Below are 18830 nucleotides of genomic sequence, written 5' to 3'. Positions count from 1 at the left end.
CTGACGGTTGCCAGCCCGGTTAGTCCCTGAGGAATGAGCCATGTTTTACGTTCAGCGCGATGCCGATGGCACGCTAATTCGCGTGGAAGCGACGGCCTTTGCCGAAGCAAGCGAGCAACTGCCGCCCGATGACCATCAGGTGCAAGCCTGGTTTGCCAACGAAGTGGTCGAGAAAAGCCTGATCCAGCTTAAGTCCAGCGACATGGACATGATCCGGGTACTGGACGACTTGATTCAGGTCCTGACCAGCAAAGGCATCCTCAACATCACCGACCTCCCCTCTGCCGCACAGGCGAAATTGATGGATCGTACCCAGGCCCGGGAAACACTGGGCGGCCTGAGTGATTTGATCAATGACGATGAACAACGGCTGATCTGAAGCCCACTTCCCCGACCTGATGCGCTTACCCGCTTAAGGGTCCCCATTCAAAAAAACAATGCTGGCGGACGCGCTGGATGCAAGAGCGCGCGGGCCCGCGAATGCGTTCTGTCAGTTGATAAAAGGTAACCGACACACCGCAATCGCGAGCAAGCTCACTCCTACAATTCCTGTATCCGCATCCAAAATCCGCGTCGAACGGTTTTAGGTGCCCGCATCCAAATCCTGGCCGAACGCAAATCCCCTTTAGGAGCAATCGGAGGTTACGACGGTCGCGAAAGCGGCGGGTCTGTTACATCAATGTCGTCTGACACACCGCCTTCGCGGGCAAGCGCGCTCCTACACAGAGCGCGTCAGCCAGCATTATTGAATTCCACCGGCAGACGCATTGGATGACCACCCCGCACGTCTCAAATCGCAGGATGAAATGGCATGGATCACGGTCTGCCTCTGCCCGAAGGGCGTAGGAGCGCGCTTGCCCGCGAAGGCGTTTTCCGGGGCGCCCCCCCCACGCCTGACACAACGCCTATTGACCAACCCATACAAATCCGTACGAGCCGGCTTGCTGGCGAATGCGGCGGGTCTGTTACATCAATGTCGTCTGGCACACCGCAATCGCGAGCAAGCTCACTCCTACAATTTCTGCACCCGCATCCAAATCAACGTCGAACAAATTTACGTACCCGCACCCAAATCCGCGTCGAACGGATTTATGTACCCGCATCCAAATCCGCGTCGATCGGATTTACGCACCTGCACCCAAATCCGCGTCGAACGCAAATCCCCCTGTAGGAGCAATCGGAGGTTACGACGGTCGCGAAAGCGGCGGGTCTGTGACATCAATGTCGCCTGACACACCGCAATCGCGGGCAAGCGCGCTCCTACACAGAGCGCGTCAGCCAGCATTATTGAGTTCCACCGGCAGACGCATTGGATGACCACCCCGCACGTCTCAAATCGCAGGATGAAATGGCATGGATCACGGTCTGCCTCTGCCCGAAGGGCGTAGGAGCGCGCTTGCCCGCGAAGGCGTTTTCCGGGGCGCCCCCCCCACGCCTGACACAACGCCTATTGACCAACCCATACAAATCCGTACGAGCCGGCTTGCTGGCGAATGCGGCGGGTCTGTTACATCAATGTCGTCTGGCACACCGCAATCGCGAGCAAGCTCACTCCTACAATTTCTGCACCCGCATCCAAATCAACGTCGAACAAATTTACGTACCCGCACCCAAATCCGCGTCGAACGGATTTATGTACCCGCATCCAAATCCGCGTCGATCGGATTTACGCACCCGCCTCCAGATCCGCGTCGAACGCAAATCCCCCTGTAGGAGCAATCGGAGGTTACGACGGTCGCGAAAGCGGCGGGTCTGTGACATTCATGTCGTCTGACACACCGCATTCGCGGGCAAGCGCGCGCCTACACATAGCGCGTCAGCCATCGACATTGAGCAAAACAGCAGGCGCATCCCTCAGCCCATCACTTCCACGGCGCAGGGTCTCCGAACAACTGCCCCTGTACCCCTTCAATCCCCATCTCAAGGATCACCCGGTGTTCACCTTCTGTCTCAACACGCTCGGCAATCAGCGGCAGGTCGATGCTGTGGGCCGCGCGCTGGACCGCTTCGATAAACAACCGCTTGTGGCTCTCCTGGTCGATGGTGCGGATGTAGCTGCCATCAATCTTCAAATACGCCAACCCCAGATGCGCCAGGTTGCCGATCATGCTGAAACGCCCGCCAAACCGCTGCAGCGCCAGGGAATAACCGGCTTCTTGCAGGCGTCGGGTCAGCTTCTCCAGCACCGCTTGCTCCGGCACCTGCTCCTCGCCGATCTCGAAGGTCAGGCGGGCGCCGAGTTTCGGGTGCTGGCGCAGGGCGTTGAACACTTCGTTGAGCGCCGCCGCGTCGTTCAGCGTGGCCGCCGACAGGTTCAGCGCCAGTCGCTCATTGTGCGTACCCAGATGCCCCAGCACTTGCCGCAACATCAGCAAATCCAGCCGGCTCGACCAACCAAAGCGTTCCAGCCACGGCAGAAAGCGCCCCGCCGGAATTGTCTCGCCGTCAGCATCGACCAAGCGCGACAGCACCTTGTAATGCATCACGGTCGCGCCATCGCCAGACGCCACCACCGGCTGGAAGAACAACTGAAAACGCCCGTGCTCAAGGGCATGGTCCAACGTCCTGTGCCACGCGTGCTGATCCTCACCCAGATCACCAATCGCGCCGCGCTCGATGCAATACCACGATTGCTCGCCGCCGCTTTCAGCCTGGGACAGCGCCTGATCCGCCAACCCCAGCAGGGTCATCGAGGCATCGCCCGGGCTGTACGGCGCCAGCCCCATGTGCGCGACAGGCGAGACATCGGAGGCACCGGTGGCTTCCAGACTCATCAGCGCCGCCTCAAGATTCTGCACCAGCTGCACGGCTTCATCGTGAACCATGCCCGGCGCCAGCACGGCGAACTCACCGCCTCGGCTGCGGCTGATGAGGTTACGGGTTTCCGGAAACTTCTCGCAGTGACGCACCAGTTGCTCCGCCACCGCCACCAGCAATGCATCGGTGCGCTTGCCGCCCAGACGCTGGTTCAGACCGGCCAGATCGGTGACGCGCAACAGCATCAAATACCCCGCGCGACCGTCTTCCAGATGGCTGACGTGGGCGTTGAGCTGCATATCGAAATAACGGCGATTGGACAGCCCGGTCAGGCTGTCCTGATACGACTCGATGCGCAGCTTCTCACTGCGCTCGGTGCTTTCCTGAAACAGCGCCTTGAGCTTCTCGACCATCTGGTTCATCGCCTGCACCACCCGGCGCAGCTCCGGCGTGCGCGGCAGCTCAGGCAGAACGAGGAACTCGCGACGACCAATCGCCTGGGACTGCGCCACCATGTAATCCAGCGGCTTGAGCTGACGACGCAACAGCATCGCCCCCAGAATCGCACTGACCACGCCGCACACCAGCAACCAACCCAGGCTGCCCAGCGCGCTCTGCCACAGTTTCGCCAACGCGAACATCGGATGACTCACCACCTCAACCCGCGCCGTCTGCTGCCAGCCACGGCTGACAATCGCTTCGCCGCCCGCCGGCTCAAGCCCGATCGCATTGATGAACCACTGCGGCACGCCCTGATTGTCCGGCGTCGCACTGCGCTCGACGATCGCGTCGCCACTGGCCAGGTCCACCACCCGGATGCTCGCGTAATAACCGCTGTCAAAGATCGACGACACCATCAGCTCAACCATCGCCGGGTCATCGATATTGGACGTCAGCGACAGGGCCAGCGAGGTCGCAGCGTCCTGGGCGTGGGAGCGCAACTGATTGACGTACTGCGCCCGCGAGCTTTCGAGGCTGACGACAAAACTCCCCGCAAAGGCAACCACCAGAAACAGACAGATCGCGATCAACAGCTGTTTGAACAGAGACATCAGTACTCCTAATTCTCGGGCTCGGTGGGGAAGCCTTCTGCAGTCATTTTTTTCAGCACGTCCTGCCACCGAGACAGACGCTTGGTGTCGCTCACTTTCTTGTTGCCCTGCGCGCCCGGCAGCCACAGCCCTTCAGCGTTGAAGGCATACACCGGCAACAGATCCGTGCGTTGGCTGGCGGGTTTGATCTCGTCGATCAGGCTGTCGAGCACCAGCGGCATGGCGTTGGGGCTCGAGTAATAGGTCAGCACCATGTGCGCGCGATTCAGGCGCAGCGCTTTAACGTAAGTGATCAGCAGCTTCTCGCTGGGCACACCTAAGCGGCGCAGACTGAAATACTTGGCGATCGCGTAATCCTCGCAATCCCCCGCGCCCTTGATCAGCGACTCGACCGGCGTGGCCCAGTAATCGACCTCGTGCCACAGGTCGATGTCTTCGGCGTAGCGCATCTGCTTGTTGAAGAACAGGTTCACGACGTTGAGCTTGTCCATTTCGCTGACCTGCTTCTCGGTCGCCAGCAGGTTCTGCCAGGCATCGATGCGCTGCTTGCCGGCGCCCAATGGCCCGTACAGCGCCTCGGCGCGACGGCTGATCAGAGAAAAATCCCAATCCGCACGCAGATAGCCGACACACGCCGTGCACGTCAGTGCAAGCGCCAGAAGCATCCATAATCCAGGGCGCTTTTGAGCCGAACGTGCTGCCAATTTGTCTAGTCCATCGGGCAATGGATAACGGAAAGCGATGGTGAGGGGTTGGGGCAGGAAACGCAATGGCGCAGTGCGATCATGCGCGGAAGCAAATGCCCGCAAACGTGACTCATGATAGGCTCGCGCCCCTTGATTTAATGACTCACCGGATTGGTTTGGAAACGCGTATGGATATTGGTTTGAGCTGTACAGTGTGGGCAGGATGTGAACGTGCCGGTCATCTGGATGGTATCGGTGTGTACACCCGCTCTCTGTGGCAGGCTATGGAAGAGCTTAAGCAAAGCGAAGCCAGTGACATCACTGTCAAGCCGTATGCGTTTGGCCTCGATCTGCCGGAGCTCGCCTGTGGCGTGCCCAAGACACTCATGGCGGACTTCCGCATTCATGTGCTGTCTAGCGGACTACTTAAGTTGCCGCTGCCAACCTCGGCAGCTATACGTAGAGATGTCGACCTAGTCCATGCGACCGACCACCACATTCCCAGAATTAGTGGTGTTCCCGTGGTGGCGACGGTGATGGACGCCATTCCGCTGATCCATCCGGAGTGGATCAGACAAAATTACAAGACCTTTAAAGGCTGGCTCTTTGCGAGAAGCGTGCGCGGTGCCGACCATCTGATCACGATCTCAGAACACAGCAAGCAGGATCTGATCACGCACTTTGGGGTTTCCCCCGAGAAAATCAGCGTAACGCCCCTTGGCGTTGATCCGGTGTATTTCGAGCGCATCCCGCTTGAAACCCGAGACGCCGTGCTGAGCAAGCATCAGATCAAACCCGGGTTTTTTCTGTTCATCGGCACGCTGCAGCCGCGCAAAAACCTGCCCAAGGTGCTGGAGGCGTTCAACGCGCTGCCGGAGTCGGTTCGCAAACAGCATCCGCTGATCGTGGTAGGACGTGACGGATGGGCCAACGAAGATCTACTTCCGCAGCTAAAAGCGCTGGAGGAACGCGGCGAAGGGCGCTGGCTTAGCTACTTGCCTCAATCCGAGGTTATGGCGTTGCTGCAAAGCGCCGGCGCGCTGGTCTTCGCTTCTCTGTATGAGGGATTTGGCCTGCCGGTCATCGAAGCATTCGCAGCCAAATGCCCGGTTATCGCATCAAACACCACGTCGCTGCCGGAAGTGACCGGCAATGCCGCCTGGGCGGTCGACCCGCTCGATGCATCGAGCATCTCGGCGGCGATGCTCGACGTTTTGAGTAACGACGCACTCAGGACCGAACGGGTTGAAATAGGACTGGAACGCGCCCGTCAGTTCACTTGGCAGGAATGCGCACGGCAGACGCTGGCGGTGTACCGCAAAGTATTGGCGGCACACCGGCAAGCTTGATTGACTGCTGGCTACTTGGACTTGGGGGCTGAATTACCCAAGTCCTTCAGCGCTTCCGAATCATCCCCGCCGAGCCAGACGTTCACACTGGCAACGCTCTCTTGCGACAGCTTGCCGGCCCAGCGATTGAGAATGAACAAGTTGGTGATGAAGTCGTACTGAGATTTCAGCAGATCGCCACGGGCCTTGAATTCGTTCTGCACGGCGGTCAGCACATCGACGGCGTTAACCACGCCATAGCTGAAGGCTTTCTGCGCGGCGATGCTCGATTGCTTGGCCGAAGACAATGCATTCTGCCCCGCGCGGATCTTGTCCACGGCAGACTGAGCCGTCAGATACGCGTTAGTGGTCTCCTTCACCACTTGCCGGCGCACCCCCTCCAGATCCTGCTCGGCTGCGTATTGCTCGTCATACAGCCCACTTACCCGCGCTGAAGTCGAGCCACCGCTGTAGATCGGCACTTTCAGGCCGATGGTGGCGACATAGCTGTCGCTGCGCGGGGTCAGGGTGTTGTCGTAACCGACGTCACTCTGCGAAGCCCCGAGGTTGAAACTGAGCGAGGGATAATGACCGCCCTTCCCTTCGCGTACCGCTGCATCGGCCGCCGCCAGATTGCTTTCATAGGCTTTGAGTCGCGGGTTGCTGTCGAGCGCCTGGGCGATCCAGGCGTCCAGCGGCAGCGTCGGCGCTTCGAGGGCGATGTCGTTACGGATGCGGCTCAGGCGATCATTGATCGGACGGCCGACGATCTCCGACAACCCTTCACGTGACAGACGCACCTGATTGCGCGCCTCAATTTCCTGAGCAATCAGCAAGTCGACCCGGGCTTTAAGGTCCAGCATGTCGGTGATCTTGGCCATCTGCCTAGCGTACAGAGCGTTGACGCGATCAAGGCTGCCCTGAGTGGCACGACGCTCGGCCGAGACCAGTTCAAGCGCATCGTCGGCGGCCAGCGCAGCAAAATAGCGTTTGGCCAGGTCCACCGTCGCTTCCGCCTGAGAGTCCTCGGACTGCGAGCTCTTCTGCAGCGTGACGCTCTTGGCCTTCTGATAACGCTCCCACGCTTCCTTGTTGTAGATGAACTGGCTCAGGTTCAGCGAATAGCTTTTGTTGTCGTAGATGTCCCGGGATTGCTCATCCTTGCGCAGAATCCGGTTGATATTGCTGCTCGCCGAGACCTGGGGCAGCAACCCGCCAAACGCCTCACGCTCCTGCTGCCTGGCAGAGCGTGCATGGGCGTAGGCCGAAAGAATGCGCGGATCTTCAAGCCGCGACTCCTTGTACAGCGTCATCAGGTCAAGGGAATAGGTCGAAGCGCTGACCTGTTGCGGGGCGGCGGGCTGCGCCGCATTGGCGTTCAGCGCAAACAAGCCAAACAGCAGACCAGGAAGCATACGAACCACGGTCATTCCTCGATCATCGATTTGGCGAACATGTTGCGCGCAGGCTTGAGCAGGTACTGCAGCATCGTGCGTTCGCCCGCGTTGATCAGCACCTCCGCCGGCATGCCCGGCTGCAGTTTGCGGTTGCCCAACCGCTGCATGCCTTCATCGGTGACTTTCACCCGCACCAGGTAATAGCCCTCGCCGGTCTTCTCGTCAGTGAGACGGTCGGCGGAAATTCGCGTGACCTGCCCTTGAATGACGGGCGTGGTGGCCGCGTTGAACGCGCTGAAGCGGATATCGGTGAGTTTGCCGAGGGTGATGCGGTCGATGTCGTTGGTCGAGACGTGCGCCTCCACGACCAGGTCCGAAGACTCCGGCACGATGTCCAGCAGCGGCGTCCCCGCGCTGACCACCCCGCCAATGGTGTGCACTTTCATGTCCAGCACCATGCCGTCTTCCGGGGCGCGGATAACAATGCGCGACAGCCTGTCCTTGAGCGCGCTGGCTTTCTCCTGCAAATCGAAGACCTGCGCCTGCACATCGCTCAGGTCCTTGGCCACGTCGGAGCTGAATTTCTGATTGGTCTGAACGATCTGCATCTCGGTTTCGTTGATCTGCAGACGGGTCTTGGTGATCGTCGACTGGTGGTCAGCGACCTCCGACTTGAGCATGTCCAGCTTGCGTTCCTGTTCAAGCAGGCGCTGCTTGTCGACGAAGCCCTGACGCAAGAGGTCCTTCAGCTCGGTGATTTCACCGGTGTAGGATTTTTCGAGACTGACCTTGGTCGCGATCATGTCGTTAAGGCCGATGATCTGCTGCTTCAACTGGCCGATGCGCTCTTTCTGCACCGAGATCTCGCCCAGGCGCGCGTCATGCCGGGACCGGAACACCTGAGCCTCACCGTCGATGGCTTCACGGGCACGATCACTTTCGACACCGTCGATCTTCAGCGCCGGAATGGCCGGCTGATCGTCACGTTCGGCACGCAGACGCGCTTCTTTGGCCCGTGCGGTGATGAGCTGATTGCGGGTGGATTCGTACTCAGAACTGAGCTGGCCATCGTCAAGGATGATCAACGGATCGCCCTTGTGCACCGTGTCGCCGTCACGGGCGAGCAGTTCTTTTACGATGCCGCCCTCAAGGTGCTGGACGGTTTTGCGGTAGCTCTGCACGGTGACGACACCGGAACCGTAAACGGCGTTGCCCAGCGGGGCAAAAGCGGCCCAGGTGCCGAACAAGCCAAAGGTCACGAGCACAATGGTCATCCCAACCCGGCGGATGCCACGGTCGGAAGTGGGCATGTCTTCAGAATGCTCGTCGAGCACGGTAATCGCGTTACTGGTCATTCAAGAATTCCTGTCAGGCGCTGGGCTGAATAGCGCCGGTCGCAGCGGGAGCGACCCGAGGCGGTGTTTGACCCTGTGCCTGGGCCTGCGCTTGAGCTTTGGCCTGCTGCTGGGCCAGTTCGGCGATCACTTGGTCACGGGGGCCATACATCGTCAGGCTGCCGCTGTTCAAGACCATGATCCGGTCGAGTCGCGACAGCACGTTAGGGCGGTGGGAAATGATGAACACCGTCGCCCCGGTCTCTTTCATCTTTTGCAGCGCCACACCCAGCGCACGTTCGCCCACTTCATCGAGGTTGGAGTTGGGCTCATCCAGCACGATCAACCGAGGGCTGCCATACACCGCGCGCGCCAGACCGATGCGCTGACGCTGTCCACCGGACAAGTTAACGCCTTCGCTGCCGATCACCGTGTCGTAACCGTCGGGCAGTTGCAGGATCATTTCGTGGACGCCAGCCGTGCGCGCCGCCAGCACGACTTTCTCGGGGTCGATCTTGCCGAAACGAGCGATGTTGTCGCTGATGCTGCCTTCGAATAATTCGATGTCCTGAGGGAGGTAACCCAGGTGCGGGCCGAGCTTTTGCTTGTCCCAGGCACTGATGTCAGCGCCATCGAGCCTGACAACACCATGCTGTGGCGGCCAGATGCCGAGCAATGCACGCGCCAGCGTCGATTTGCCTGCTGCGCTTGGCCCGACGATACCGACGATGCTGCCGGCGGGAGTCACGAAACTGATGTTTTTGATCACCGCCGCTTTCGCACCCGGCGGCGCCACGAAAAGGCTTTCGACCTGTAGGTGCCCTTCCGGATTCGGCAAAGACATCCGCTCGGGCTCGGCGTTGAGCTTGTCCAGGGTTTCATTCAAGCGCTGGTACTGCACGCGCGCTGAGACGAAGCCTTTCCAGCTGCCGATCATCTGATCGATGGGCGCGAGTGCACGGCCCAGCAGGATGGAGCCGGCCATCATCAGGCCGGGGTTGATCTCATGGGTGATCACCAGGTACGCGCCTGCCGCCAGCATCATCGACTGGGCCCAGGCCCGGAACGTCTTGGAGATGGAAGTGATCACGCCGCTCTTGTCGCTGGCCCCGGACTGCAACACCAGCACGCGCCGCTGCCGAACCGCCCAGCGCCCCATCAGGGTGTCGAGCATGCCCATCGACTCGATGACTTCAGCATTGCGCAGGCTTTTGGTGGTGTGCAGATTGGCGGTAAGGCTTTGCTTGTTGGCCTCGGCCAGGGCGGCGCCGGTGTAGCGATGATTGACGTACGCCAGCGCCACCAGCACCACGGCGGACACAACCGTCATCCAGCCAAACCAGGGGTGAAACAGAAACATCACGGCGGTGTACACCGGAAGCCATGGCGCATCGAAGAACGCAAACAGCCCGTTACCGGTGAGAAATTGCCGCAGCGAGGTCAGGTCATTCAGGGACTGCGCCGACGCGTCCATGCCGCCGCTGTTCAGCGCTTTCCGGAAACTTGCGCGGTACACGTCGCGACTGAGCAGCACATCCAGCCGATTGCTGATGCGCACCATGATGCGCGACCGCACCCACTCCAGCGACCCCAGCGTCAGCATCAGCATGGTGAGAATGAGGGTGAGCATGATCAGCGTGGACGTGCTGCTGCTCGGCACCACCCGTCCCGAGACCTGGATCATGTAAAAGGTCGGAACCAGCATCAATGTGTTGACGAATAGACTGAAGAACCCGACCGAGAGGAAGCTCCCGCGACAAGCCTTTAGTGCCGCTTGCAGGTTGTTTTCGTGTGAGCGACTCATAGAATCCATGACTGAATATAGAAGGCTGCGAAGCCGAGGACGTGCGGCAACGGTTAAGGCCGGCAGCATAAGAGCCGTCAACCGACGTTGCGTTCCGCGTTCAGATTCTTTTCCTGCTATCTCGACACTGGACTACCGGTGTTATTCGTTGCCGGGCTGTCGATCCGACGAGCTGTCGACTGTGATTCGCGCCTATAAAGTGAGGCTGATGCCGGTTGGATGCTGCAGCGATTGGGGATGGCGTGCCACCACCGTTACTCGCCTAAAACAAACTGCTTTCCTGATCAGTGTCAGATTATCGGCGCCCCGATCCTACTGGTTAAAAGGCTCAGTTGTTCAGATGACAAGCCCGGAAACCGTGTCCTGCCGCATTGCCACAGCGACGCCCGCTGACGACTGAAACGTCCTACAGCATGCAAACCCACTTGGGGGGACCCGCATACCGACGCCACTCTGATATTCTTGCGTCATTTGCACGGGCCGCTCCACGAAAAAAACGACAAGCGCCCCCTGCTAACCGAATTTGTCGGATGAAGCCATGCGTTGCCTCCGACCTCACTTCAGACACCACTGCCTAGCTACGCGCAAGGATTTAGAAATATGGAATTGATACCGGTAATTATGTCCGGCGGTGTAGGTAGCCGGTTGTGGCCCGTCTCGCGCGAGGCCCACCCAAAGCCGTTCATGACGCTGCCCGACGGACAGAACCTCATTCAAAAAACCTTCCTGCGCGCCGCTGCGCTTGAAGGGGTGACGGAGATTCTGACGGTCACCAATAAAGAGCTGCTGTTCAAGACCGAAGACGAATATCGGCATGTCGCTAAATCGGGCCCGGCTCAGGCGTTCATCCTGGAGCCCTTTGGTCGCAACACTGCTGCTGCAGTGGCCATGGCTGCGTTGCAACTGAAGGAAGTGCACGGCCCGGAAGCATTCATGCTTGTGCTTGCAGCCGATCACCTCATTCAGAATGAAGTCGCCTTTTCCGAGGCCGTTGCCAAAGCTGTCCGACTCGCCGCAAACGGTTGGCTCGTCACGTTCGGCATCAAGCCGCAGTACCCGGAGACGGGCTTTGGTTACATCGAAGCCGGCGAGCCCATCCAGAACGAAAGCGGCCTTAAAGTCGCGCGCTTTGTCGAAAAACCAGATCTGGCCACCGCTCAGTCCTACGTTGCAGCGGGTAACTACTTCTGGAATTCGGGAATGTTCTGCTTCCAGGTAGGCACGGTTCTTGAGGAACTCTCAAAGCACGCGCCTGACGTCCTGTCTGCTGCTGCAGAATCGATCAGTCTCTCTCGTGAAACCAAAGGCGACGCATACCGCTGCCTGAACCTGGACGCGGAGTCCTTCGCCAAAGTCCCGGACATCTCGGTTGACTACGCATTGATGGAGCGCTCTGAAAAGGTCGCCACCGTACCTTGCGATATCGGCTGGAGCGACATCGGCTCGTGGAACGCAGTAAGCGAACTGACCAGTGCCGATGCCAACGGCAACCGTTTTGAAGGCGAAGTGCTGTCCCACGGCGCGCGCAACAACTACGTCAACAGCGAAGAACGCCTGACCGCACTGGTCGGTGTGGAAGACCTGCTGGTCATCGACACCGCCGATGCCCTGATGATCGCGCACAAGGACCATGCCCAAGACGTCAAACACATCGTCACCCAGCTGAAGAAGTCCGGCCACACGCTGCATCAGCTGCACCAGACGGTGCATCGCCCATGGGGTACTTACACCACCCTGGAAAACGGCGAGCGTTTCAAGATCAAGCGCATTGTGGTCAAGCCAAAAGCGTCACTGTCGCTGCAGATGCACCACCACCGCAGCGAGCACTGGATCGTGGTCAGCGGCATGGCGATTGTCGTGAACGACGATCAGGAGCTGATGCTGAATACCAACGAATCGACCTTCATTCGTGCGGGGCATCAGCATCGCCTGACCAACCCGGGTGTGATCGATCTGGTGCTGATTGAAGTGCAGAGCGGCGATTACCTGGGTGAGGACGATATTGTTCGTTTTGAAGATGTCTATGGCCGCGCCGGAAATTAACGAACTCTGAACAAAGATCCGCTCGCCACCTTTCCAGATTAAACGCAGTGATATGGCTGATTCAGCAGAATCAGCCATATCGGCTGTGTTCAGGCTTCCATCATCGCGACAGTTATCAGAACGCGCATTTGCCAATTTGACCTATCAGTTGCTGCGCGCTTCCGCTCCAAGTCAGCCACGGCAAATCGCCTGACTGAGGATGCTGCTGCGATTTATACAGCCCCAACCATTCGGTCACACTGTCAGCAATATCTTGTGCGGTCTCACCTGCAAAATACCAAGCATGCTCACCCGCAACCTCACGGAATACTGGAAGATCTCTTGCAACGATCGCGAGCTTGTATTGGGCCGCCTCAATCAGTGGCAACCCAAAGCCCTCGCCGTAAGAAGCAGCGATTAGACAATCACATCGGTTATAGAGGTGCTCAAGATACTCATCACTAGCGCCCTCAAGCCAAAGCAAGCGTCGACCAAGCTCAGGGTGACTCACGAGCCGCGATGCCAAGTCGTCCACCAGCCAACCGTGCTTGCCCACGATGATTAGGTTTGCATGTACACCGGCTGCCCATAGCACTTCGAAAGCATCCAGCGTCTGCGCGTGGCCTTTCCGAGGCTCCAAAGTGCCAACCATAAGGAAGTTCGGATTGGGCTCCAAGGACTCTATTCGAAGCGCAGGATTTTCTGGCAAGCCCGTGGATGGCATGGACTGATCAATATCAGCTCCCAAATGAAATGCGCCTATCTGGAAAGGCCGAGCGCGCGGCGGCGCATTATCCACTAGCCATTCGCTAAGCTCATCGGCGACCGCCTGGGAAATACACATCGCCCCATCGTACTGAGCGACCGCATGAATCCACTTCACATAATGAGCCTGCAGACTGTCTACGAAACAGTGCGGAAGTTGCAGGATAAGCAGGTCATAGACCACGAAGAAAATGCTTACGCCATGGGCCCGCATCGTGTCTAGATAAGACTGCTTGTGGGGTAATACGTCCATGAGCAGGTCAAGGCAGAGATAGATGTCTCCCGCAGCATAGCTGATAGGCTCATCCAGCTCTGCCTCTTCGGACTCTTTACCCAAAAACATGGTAGTGAAATGTGCCGCATAGCGGTAAAACGGCTCACCGGCCTGTGTGTACACCGGTTTGATCACGTAGCCAGGCGGCGGGTTGGTTAGCCACTCCAGCAAAATACTTCGCACAACTCGTTGGATACCGCTTTTCCCGTCGTGCTTGCACAGTTCGGATATGTCCACGAACAGAGTCGGCTCGCCCGCCGGGCCTTGTAGCGAGTAGTCAATGGCCTTGGCGAGCACTGGAATATCCATTGGCCCGGTATGTAAATGGCCGCTATCTGCCAATGACTCAATCAACCTCTCGAATGACTCGGCCGAAGGTTTACCTTCACCGGATTTGTCATAAGACTCATGAGTTACCAAAGCCTGCTCGAACGCCGCTATCGCGGCCTTACCGGTGAGATCCCACGAGAACTGCTCCGCTCGTTGAAGCCCGTGACTCGCTAACTCGGCACGGAAGGCGTCATTTTCAAGCACTTGACGAAGCTTCGCGGCGACAGAGTGAACATCGAACGGATCAAAGGTGGCCTCTTTCAAGCCAATCACCTCAGGGACGCTAGAAGTGTTGGCACCAATAACTGCAGCACCACATTTCATTGCTTCAAGCGGTGGCAACCCAAAACCTTCGTGCCATGACGGGAACACGTACACGTGACACAGATTATAGAGCGCGACCAGCTCAGGATCAGTCACGTAACCTGTGAAGATAAGGTCGCCCGGACCGAAGCCATGCTTTACTGCGACATTGCGATACTCGCTGATATGCGACGGAGGCATTTTTCCTGCGAAAACAAGCTGGATATCACCGAAATCAGCTCGTGCAATTGAGAAGGCCTCAATCAACTGCGGCAGGTTTTTTCGCTCATCGGCCCCGCCAGAATAAAGTACGAATTTGTCTCGAAGATCGAATTTTTCCGTAAGCGTATGGCGCTCGTCCAAGCTCAGCGCAACCGGCCGAAAAATGTCATCCGCCGCAGTAGAAACGTTGACCACTTTGGCTTCATCGAGCGGCAATAATGCCAAAGCTTCTTCGCGCGCGAAGTCTGATATAGACAGCAGCAAGCTGTAGCTTTTGAATGCCTCAACCTTTTCCAGGTAGTGCTTCTTGTAGACCGGATTGGGGTCAAGGTACTGTTTCGGACTGATCAACGGAATCAAGTCGTAAAGTGTCGCGCTGACCAGCGCACGCGAATCTAACTCCGGACTCCCGATAACTGCATCATCGCCGTAACCTTCGACCGAGCTAGTGACGTGTACGACGTCGGGACGAATCTCATCAATGCACGCTTGTCGGATGCGCTGAGCGATTTCTTTCCGGGCATGATTACCCGGGTCCTGAGCACACACTGGGCCTTGAGCGTACCAGACGCGAATATGGCTTTGGGGTAACAGGCCGATGAAGGCTGTGCGGATGCTCTCGATACTCTCGCTGAGCATGCCGTTTAACACGAGGTAGACTTCGTGATCGCCGCGATTCCGGACGATGCCCTGAGCGATGGACAGGCTGTATCGACCAATACCTCGAAACCTGCTTTCCGTCTGCGCGCCTTGCATGTCAATTACGATACGCATTAATTCCGGCCTTTTGTCATGGCGTTACGAAGGGCAGCCTCAATAGCTCGGCCCCGCTGGCTCAGTGGAGCATGGTCAATGACACCGTGCTGAGGATCGCTGACGTGAGTGGCGGGGACAGGGTGCAAGCTGCTCACGTAAAGCGCACGAAGCTTCGGACTTACCCACGGGATTCGAGTGACGACAGCCATGACGGGACGCTGGATAGAAGGTCTTTCAGCGACCCAGCGTCGCGCGCGCACAAGACCACGGCCCAGCGTTTGCCTTAGTGGCGGCTTATTGGAACGAAACGGCCATCTAATCGCATGCACGATTAAGCGAAGCGGTGCGGTGATACGCCACGATGTGCTTTGCTCAAATGCAGTGAGCTTCTGCTCGTAAGTTGTGGCGCGTACATACCAGTTGTGCGCATTAGAAAGGGACTCGTTGAGCGCCGCCTGGACCGCGTCCAACTGGGCTGCAGCCGCTTCGATACTTGAATCGCGCTGTTGTTGCACAACGCGTAGCTTCTCGGCCGTCGCAACCGAAAGACTGTCTTCATATCGCTTTTGCATGAGCTGCAATTGCTCTGACTGCTGCATCTGCTCGGCGAGCAGCGCATCGGCTTTGGCCGCCGCAGCCGCAATTCCCTCTGCGTACCGCTCGTGCGTAAGCATCAGTTGCTCAGCCTGCCGGATTTGCTCAGCGACCAATGCCTCTGCTTTCGCAGTCGCAGCCGTGATTCTTTCGTCATACTGCTCTTGCATCAGCCGCAATTGCTCTGCTTGCAAGCTTTTGACGCTCTCCATAGCATCTAGGTAGCCCGCACGGCCTGTCGACATTTTTTCCTCTAACTCTGAAAATCTGATTTTCAAGCCTAGGTCGTATCGCACAGCCAATTGATCAAGTGATACGCCGTAGCTGGGCTCGAACACGCTGTCAAACAGGGCTAGCTCTTCGGGGTCAGACAGTTTTTGGGCCACGACAGCGTAATCCGGACTAGTCCCAGACAGAACATCCCAGAGACCCAGCTCATTGGCCTCGTCGCGCAGCGCCGGCGCTTCTTGCAAACGCACGATCTTTGATCTCGCGAAGCCGCTGTGCTCCGTTAGAAACGACAACAACAAATTTGGAAGCGGCCGCTCGTGAGTCGGGTCGAGGTAAAAATGGTTGGTGCCTACGACAAGACTTTCCGCGTTTGGGGTCTCGAGAATCAGCAATCCTCCCGGGCACAGTACTCTCAGCGCCTCGGTAACCCACTGCTGCAAAACTTTGAACGGGACATGTTCTGCAATGTGAAAACCCGTCACTGCTACCAGGCTGTTATCAGGGAGGCGCTGCAAAGCAATGAGCGCGTCGCCTTTTTGCGCTCGCAACCCCAAGGTGGCGCATGCTTCAAGCATGCCGTCGTCGAGATCCACGCCGAACGCTTGAAATCCTTCACGTCCAAGGAGTTCTAGCCATTCTCCCCGGCCGCATCCCAGGTCGAGAACCGACAATTCTTCACGGAGCGTCTTTAAAGGCGCTAAAAACGGAAGATATGCTTCCAGCCGTTCGCTGATTATTGCCCTTGAACCGCGGTACCTGTCTTCGAAAGCCCGGTAAAAACGATCATCCATCAGTTGCACTCCACGGTCGGCGGCATCCAGGCCAAGCCGACAAACTTACTTTGCGAAATATTGACCACGGTAAAGACCAGCGTAAGGTCTACCCACTCGTAGTTACGCCCGATATGACTGTCTGCCGTGTGTAGGGCAACGGCGACGGAATAAGAACCTACGCCGAGATTCGCCGCAAAGTTAAATGAGTAACCGACCGTTTCACCCGCCTCAAGCGCTTGGGTCTTGCAACCCAGATGGTGAGTGTTGGTGCCATATACCGGCTGACCCAGCCTGTCCTTGATCAGGTAACCCACCACCAGCTCTGGAATCGCGCTATTAATTTTGGTGCTGATGCGCAGCGAAACGTTTTCTCCGACTGATACGTACTCAATGGGAGCACCTGCGGCATTGTGCAGGGTTACTGAAGCGATAGTCGCTTCACCGCTCCCTGATCGGGTCTGAACCGACCCATCTTCCAGTTCACGAACCTGTACGGTCGCATTCTCCTTTTCCGCAATCAATGCGTTGTAGAAGTCCATGACTTCTTCCGGCCGCCCGTCTCTAATGACCGTACCCTTTTCAAGCAGGATCGCGCGATTGCACAGCGCCTGGATCGAGCCGCGATCATGCGAGACGATAAGCAGCGTCGTCCCTTGAGCCTGGAATTCACGGATGCGATCAAAACTTTTGTGCTGGAAATAGCTGTCGCCCACGGACAGCGCTTCATCGACGATAAGGATTTCGGGGCGGATGGCTGTTGCGACTGCAAAGGCTACGCGCATCTGCATCCCGCTGGAGTAGGTCCGCACGGGTTCATCAAAGTACTCGCCGATCTCGGCGAACGACTCGATGTCCGCAATGACATCGGTGACTTGGTCAGCACTAAACCCCATCAACCCGGCAGCATGAAATACGTTCTGACGCCCTGTGAGATCAGGGCTAAATCCCATACCTAGCTCAAGAATGGCGGCGATCCGGCCATTCACCTGAACGCTACCCTCCGTGGGCTGAAGGGTACCGGTGATCATTTTCAAGAGCGTCGATTTGCCCGCACCATTTTGACCTACGATCCCGATCGCCTCACCGGGCTGGATGGCGAAACTGATGTGCTTGAGAACCCAATGTTCTTCACTGGGCTTGGTCGGGATGCCGAACCAGCGCCCTATGCGCTGAAATTCTGAAGCATAAACGCGATAAGCCTTACCAAGGTTACTTACAGTGAGCAGGCTCATAATACGTCCACCATTTCAGGCGCTGCACGGCGAAACATAAACAAACCCAGCAATAGCAGGCCCAATGAGATGACAGTGGTCACAGCAATCTGCTGAATGTCAGGGGTCTTCGCATACACCAAAATGTCGTGATAAGCGGTGACAATCGGGTACATGGGGTTCATGTCCATGTAAGGTCTGAACCGGTCTGGAATGATGTTCGCGGGGTAGACCACCGGCGTAAACCAGAACCAGACCTGAAGCAGGATAGGAATGACTTGGCCTACATCTCGAACGAAAACGTTCAGCACACCCAGTACCAGGCCCAGCCCGACCGCCAAAGCGGTGACTGCAACCGTCAATGGGATCAGCCATAACATCTGGAGATGCGGCCACTGACCAAGCAACGCGAAAACTGCCAACAGCGCGACGAATAGCAGCACGTAATTCAGCAGGCACGACCCGACCACGATCACGGGCAACGTGATGCGCGGGAATCGCATTTTCTTCATCAAATTGCCCTGATCTATGAACAAGGTCAGGCATCGGCCGATGATCTCGGAAAACAGGCTCCAGGCCAGCATCCCTGACATCAGATAGAGGGCATACGCGTATTTGTTCTCTATACCTGGCAGCTTGGCCGCCAGCACATTGGAAAGCACCAAAGCGTAAATGGCTACCTGAGCTAGAGGGTTGATGATCATCCAGAGGCCGCCTAGCCGACTACGAGCGAATCGGGCGGAAAATTCGTTGCGTATGGATGAAAAAACGAAACCTCGGTAACTCCAGAGGCTCCTGAGCAGCTCCAACATTCCTTACTCCTGGTAGAAATGAAGCAGAATGCTTCATCCTTGGCGGTGTATGTGCGGCCCGCAGGCCAGGCCGGGGCTGAACCCCTCATCGGGGCAGACAATGGACACGGTATGTCCCGACAGATTCCCGGCGCGCATTATATAGTGCTCCGATAGAGAATCTCTGAAAAAAAGCTCAG

The 18830-nt window shown here is 57.6% G+C and carries 12 protein-coding genes; 3 read left to right on the top strand and 9 right to left on the bottom strand.

The genetic code is table 11. The annotated features are described in order from the left end of the window. Positions 1-40 precede the first annotated feature (40 nt). A complete protein-coding gene (locus ACYAR8_RS10720; RefSeq protein ID WP_074892614.1) occupies positions 41-379 on the top strand; it encodes a tryptophan synthase subunit beta in 339 nt (112 codons plus the stop codon). Between the two features lie 1483 nt (positions 380-1862). Here the strand turns inward: ACYAR8_RS10720 and lapD are convergent. Together lapD and lapG are read right to left on the bottom strand one after the other, a co-directional pair. Further along, complete coding sequence (gene lapD, locus ACYAR8_RS10715) at positions 1863-3809, bottom strand: cyclic di-GMP receptor LapD (RefSeq protein WP_463579854.1); 1947 nt, start codon at positions 3807-3809, stop codon at positions 1863-1865. An 8-nt stretch (positions 3810-3817) separates the two neighbouring features. Beyond that, positions 3818-4513 (bottom strand): cysteine protease LapG, encoded by a 696-nt coding sequence (lapG, locus tag ACYAR8_RS10710; RefSeq protein ID WP_463579853.1) that lies wholly within the window; start codon positions 4511-4513, stop codon positions 3818-3820. A gap of 170 nt (positions 4514-4683) precedes the next feature. Here lapG and ACYAR8_RS10705 point away from each other — a divergent pair, with 170 nt between their 5' ends. Then, on the top strand, positions 4684-5844 hold the full coding sequence (locus tag ACYAR8_RS10705) for a glycosyltransferase family 4 protein (RefSeq protein WP_463579852.1): 1161 nt from the start codon (positions 4684-4686) through the stop codon (positions 5842-5844). An 11-nt stretch (positions 5845-5855) separates the two neighbouring features. On the opposite strand, the gene ACYAR8_RS10700 is transcribed toward ACYAR8_RS10705, so the two are convergent. From ACYAR8_RS10700 to ACYAR8_RS10690, 3 genes are read right to left on the bottom strand one after another with little or no spacing between them, the layout of a single operon-like run. Next, a complete protein-coding gene (locus ACYAR8_RS10700) occupies positions 5856-7253 on the bottom strand; it encodes a TolC family outer membrane protein (RefSeq protein ID WP_463579851.1) in 1398 nt (465 codons plus the stop codon). Continuing rightward, positions 7250-8575, bottom strand: coding sequence for an HlyD family type I secretion periplasmic adaptor subunit (locus tag ACYAR8_RS10695; RefSeq protein ID WP_074892610.1), 1326 nt, complete (start codon positions 8573-8575; stop codon positions 7250-7252). Before ACYAR8_RS10695 ends, ACYAR8_RS10700 begins: the two co-directional genes overlap by 4 nt. A 13-nt stretch (positions 8576-8588) precedes the next feature. Further along, positions 8589-10358: a type I secretion system permease/ATPase gene (locus tag ACYAR8_RS10690; protein ID WP_463579850.1), complete on the bottom strand. Its 1770-nt coding sequence runs from the start codon at positions 10356-10358 to the stop codon at positions 8589-8591. Positions 10359-10958: 600 nt separating this feature from the next. On the opposite strand from ACYAR8_RS10690, the gene ACYAR8_RS10685 reads away from it, so the two are divergent. Beyond that, the gene (locus ACYAR8_RS10685; protein ID WP_463579849.1) at positions 10959-12401 is read left to right on the top strand and encodes a mannose-1-phosphate guanylyltransferase/mannose-6-phosphate isomerase; all 1443 of its coding nucleotides are present in this window, start codon (positions 10959-10961) and stop codon (positions 12399-12401) included. A gap of 115 nt (positions 12402-12516) precedes the next feature. Here the strand turns inward: ACYAR8_RS10685 and ACYAR8_RS10680 are convergent, their stop codons facing one another. Genes ACYAR8_RS10680 through ACYAR8_RS10665 form a run of 4 tightly spaced genes read right to left on the bottom strand, consistent with a single transcriptional unit; the run spans position 12517 to position 18651 of the window. Continuing rightward, positions 12517-15048: a glycosyltransferase family 4 protein gene (locus tag ACYAR8_RS10680; RefSeq protein WP_463579848.1), complete on the bottom strand. Its 2532-nt coding sequence runs from the start codon at positions 15046-15048 to the stop codon at positions 12517-12519. After that, complete coding sequence (locus tag ACYAR8_RS10675; RefSeq protein WP_463579847.1) at positions 15048-16646, bottom strand: class I SAM-dependent methyltransferase; 1599 nt, start codon at positions 16644-16646, stop codon at positions 15048-15050. The genes ACYAR8_RS10680 and ACYAR8_RS10675 overlap by 1 nt, the downstream gene beginning before the upstream one ends. After that, complete coding sequence (locus tag ACYAR8_RS10670; RefSeq protein ID WP_463579846.1) at positions 16646-17860, bottom strand: ABC transporter ATP-binding protein; 1215 nt, start codon at positions 17858-17860, stop codon at positions 16646-16648. The genes ACYAR8_RS10675 and ACYAR8_RS10670 overlap by 1 nt, the downstream gene beginning before the upstream one ends. After that, positions 17857-18651: an ABC transporter permease gene (locus ACYAR8_RS10665; RefSeq protein WP_463579845.1), complete on the bottom strand. Its 795-nt coding sequence runs from the start codon at positions 18649-18651 to the stop codon at positions 17857-17859. The genes ACYAR8_RS10670 and ACYAR8_RS10665 overlap by 4 nt, the downstream gene beginning before the upstream one ends. Positions 18652-18830 lie beyond the last annotated feature (179 nt).

Source organism: Pseudomonas sp. HP_01, from assembly GCF_055284355.1.
Note: the sequence above shows the minus strand (reverse complement) of the source record. Positions and strands in the feature narration are given on the sequence as shown.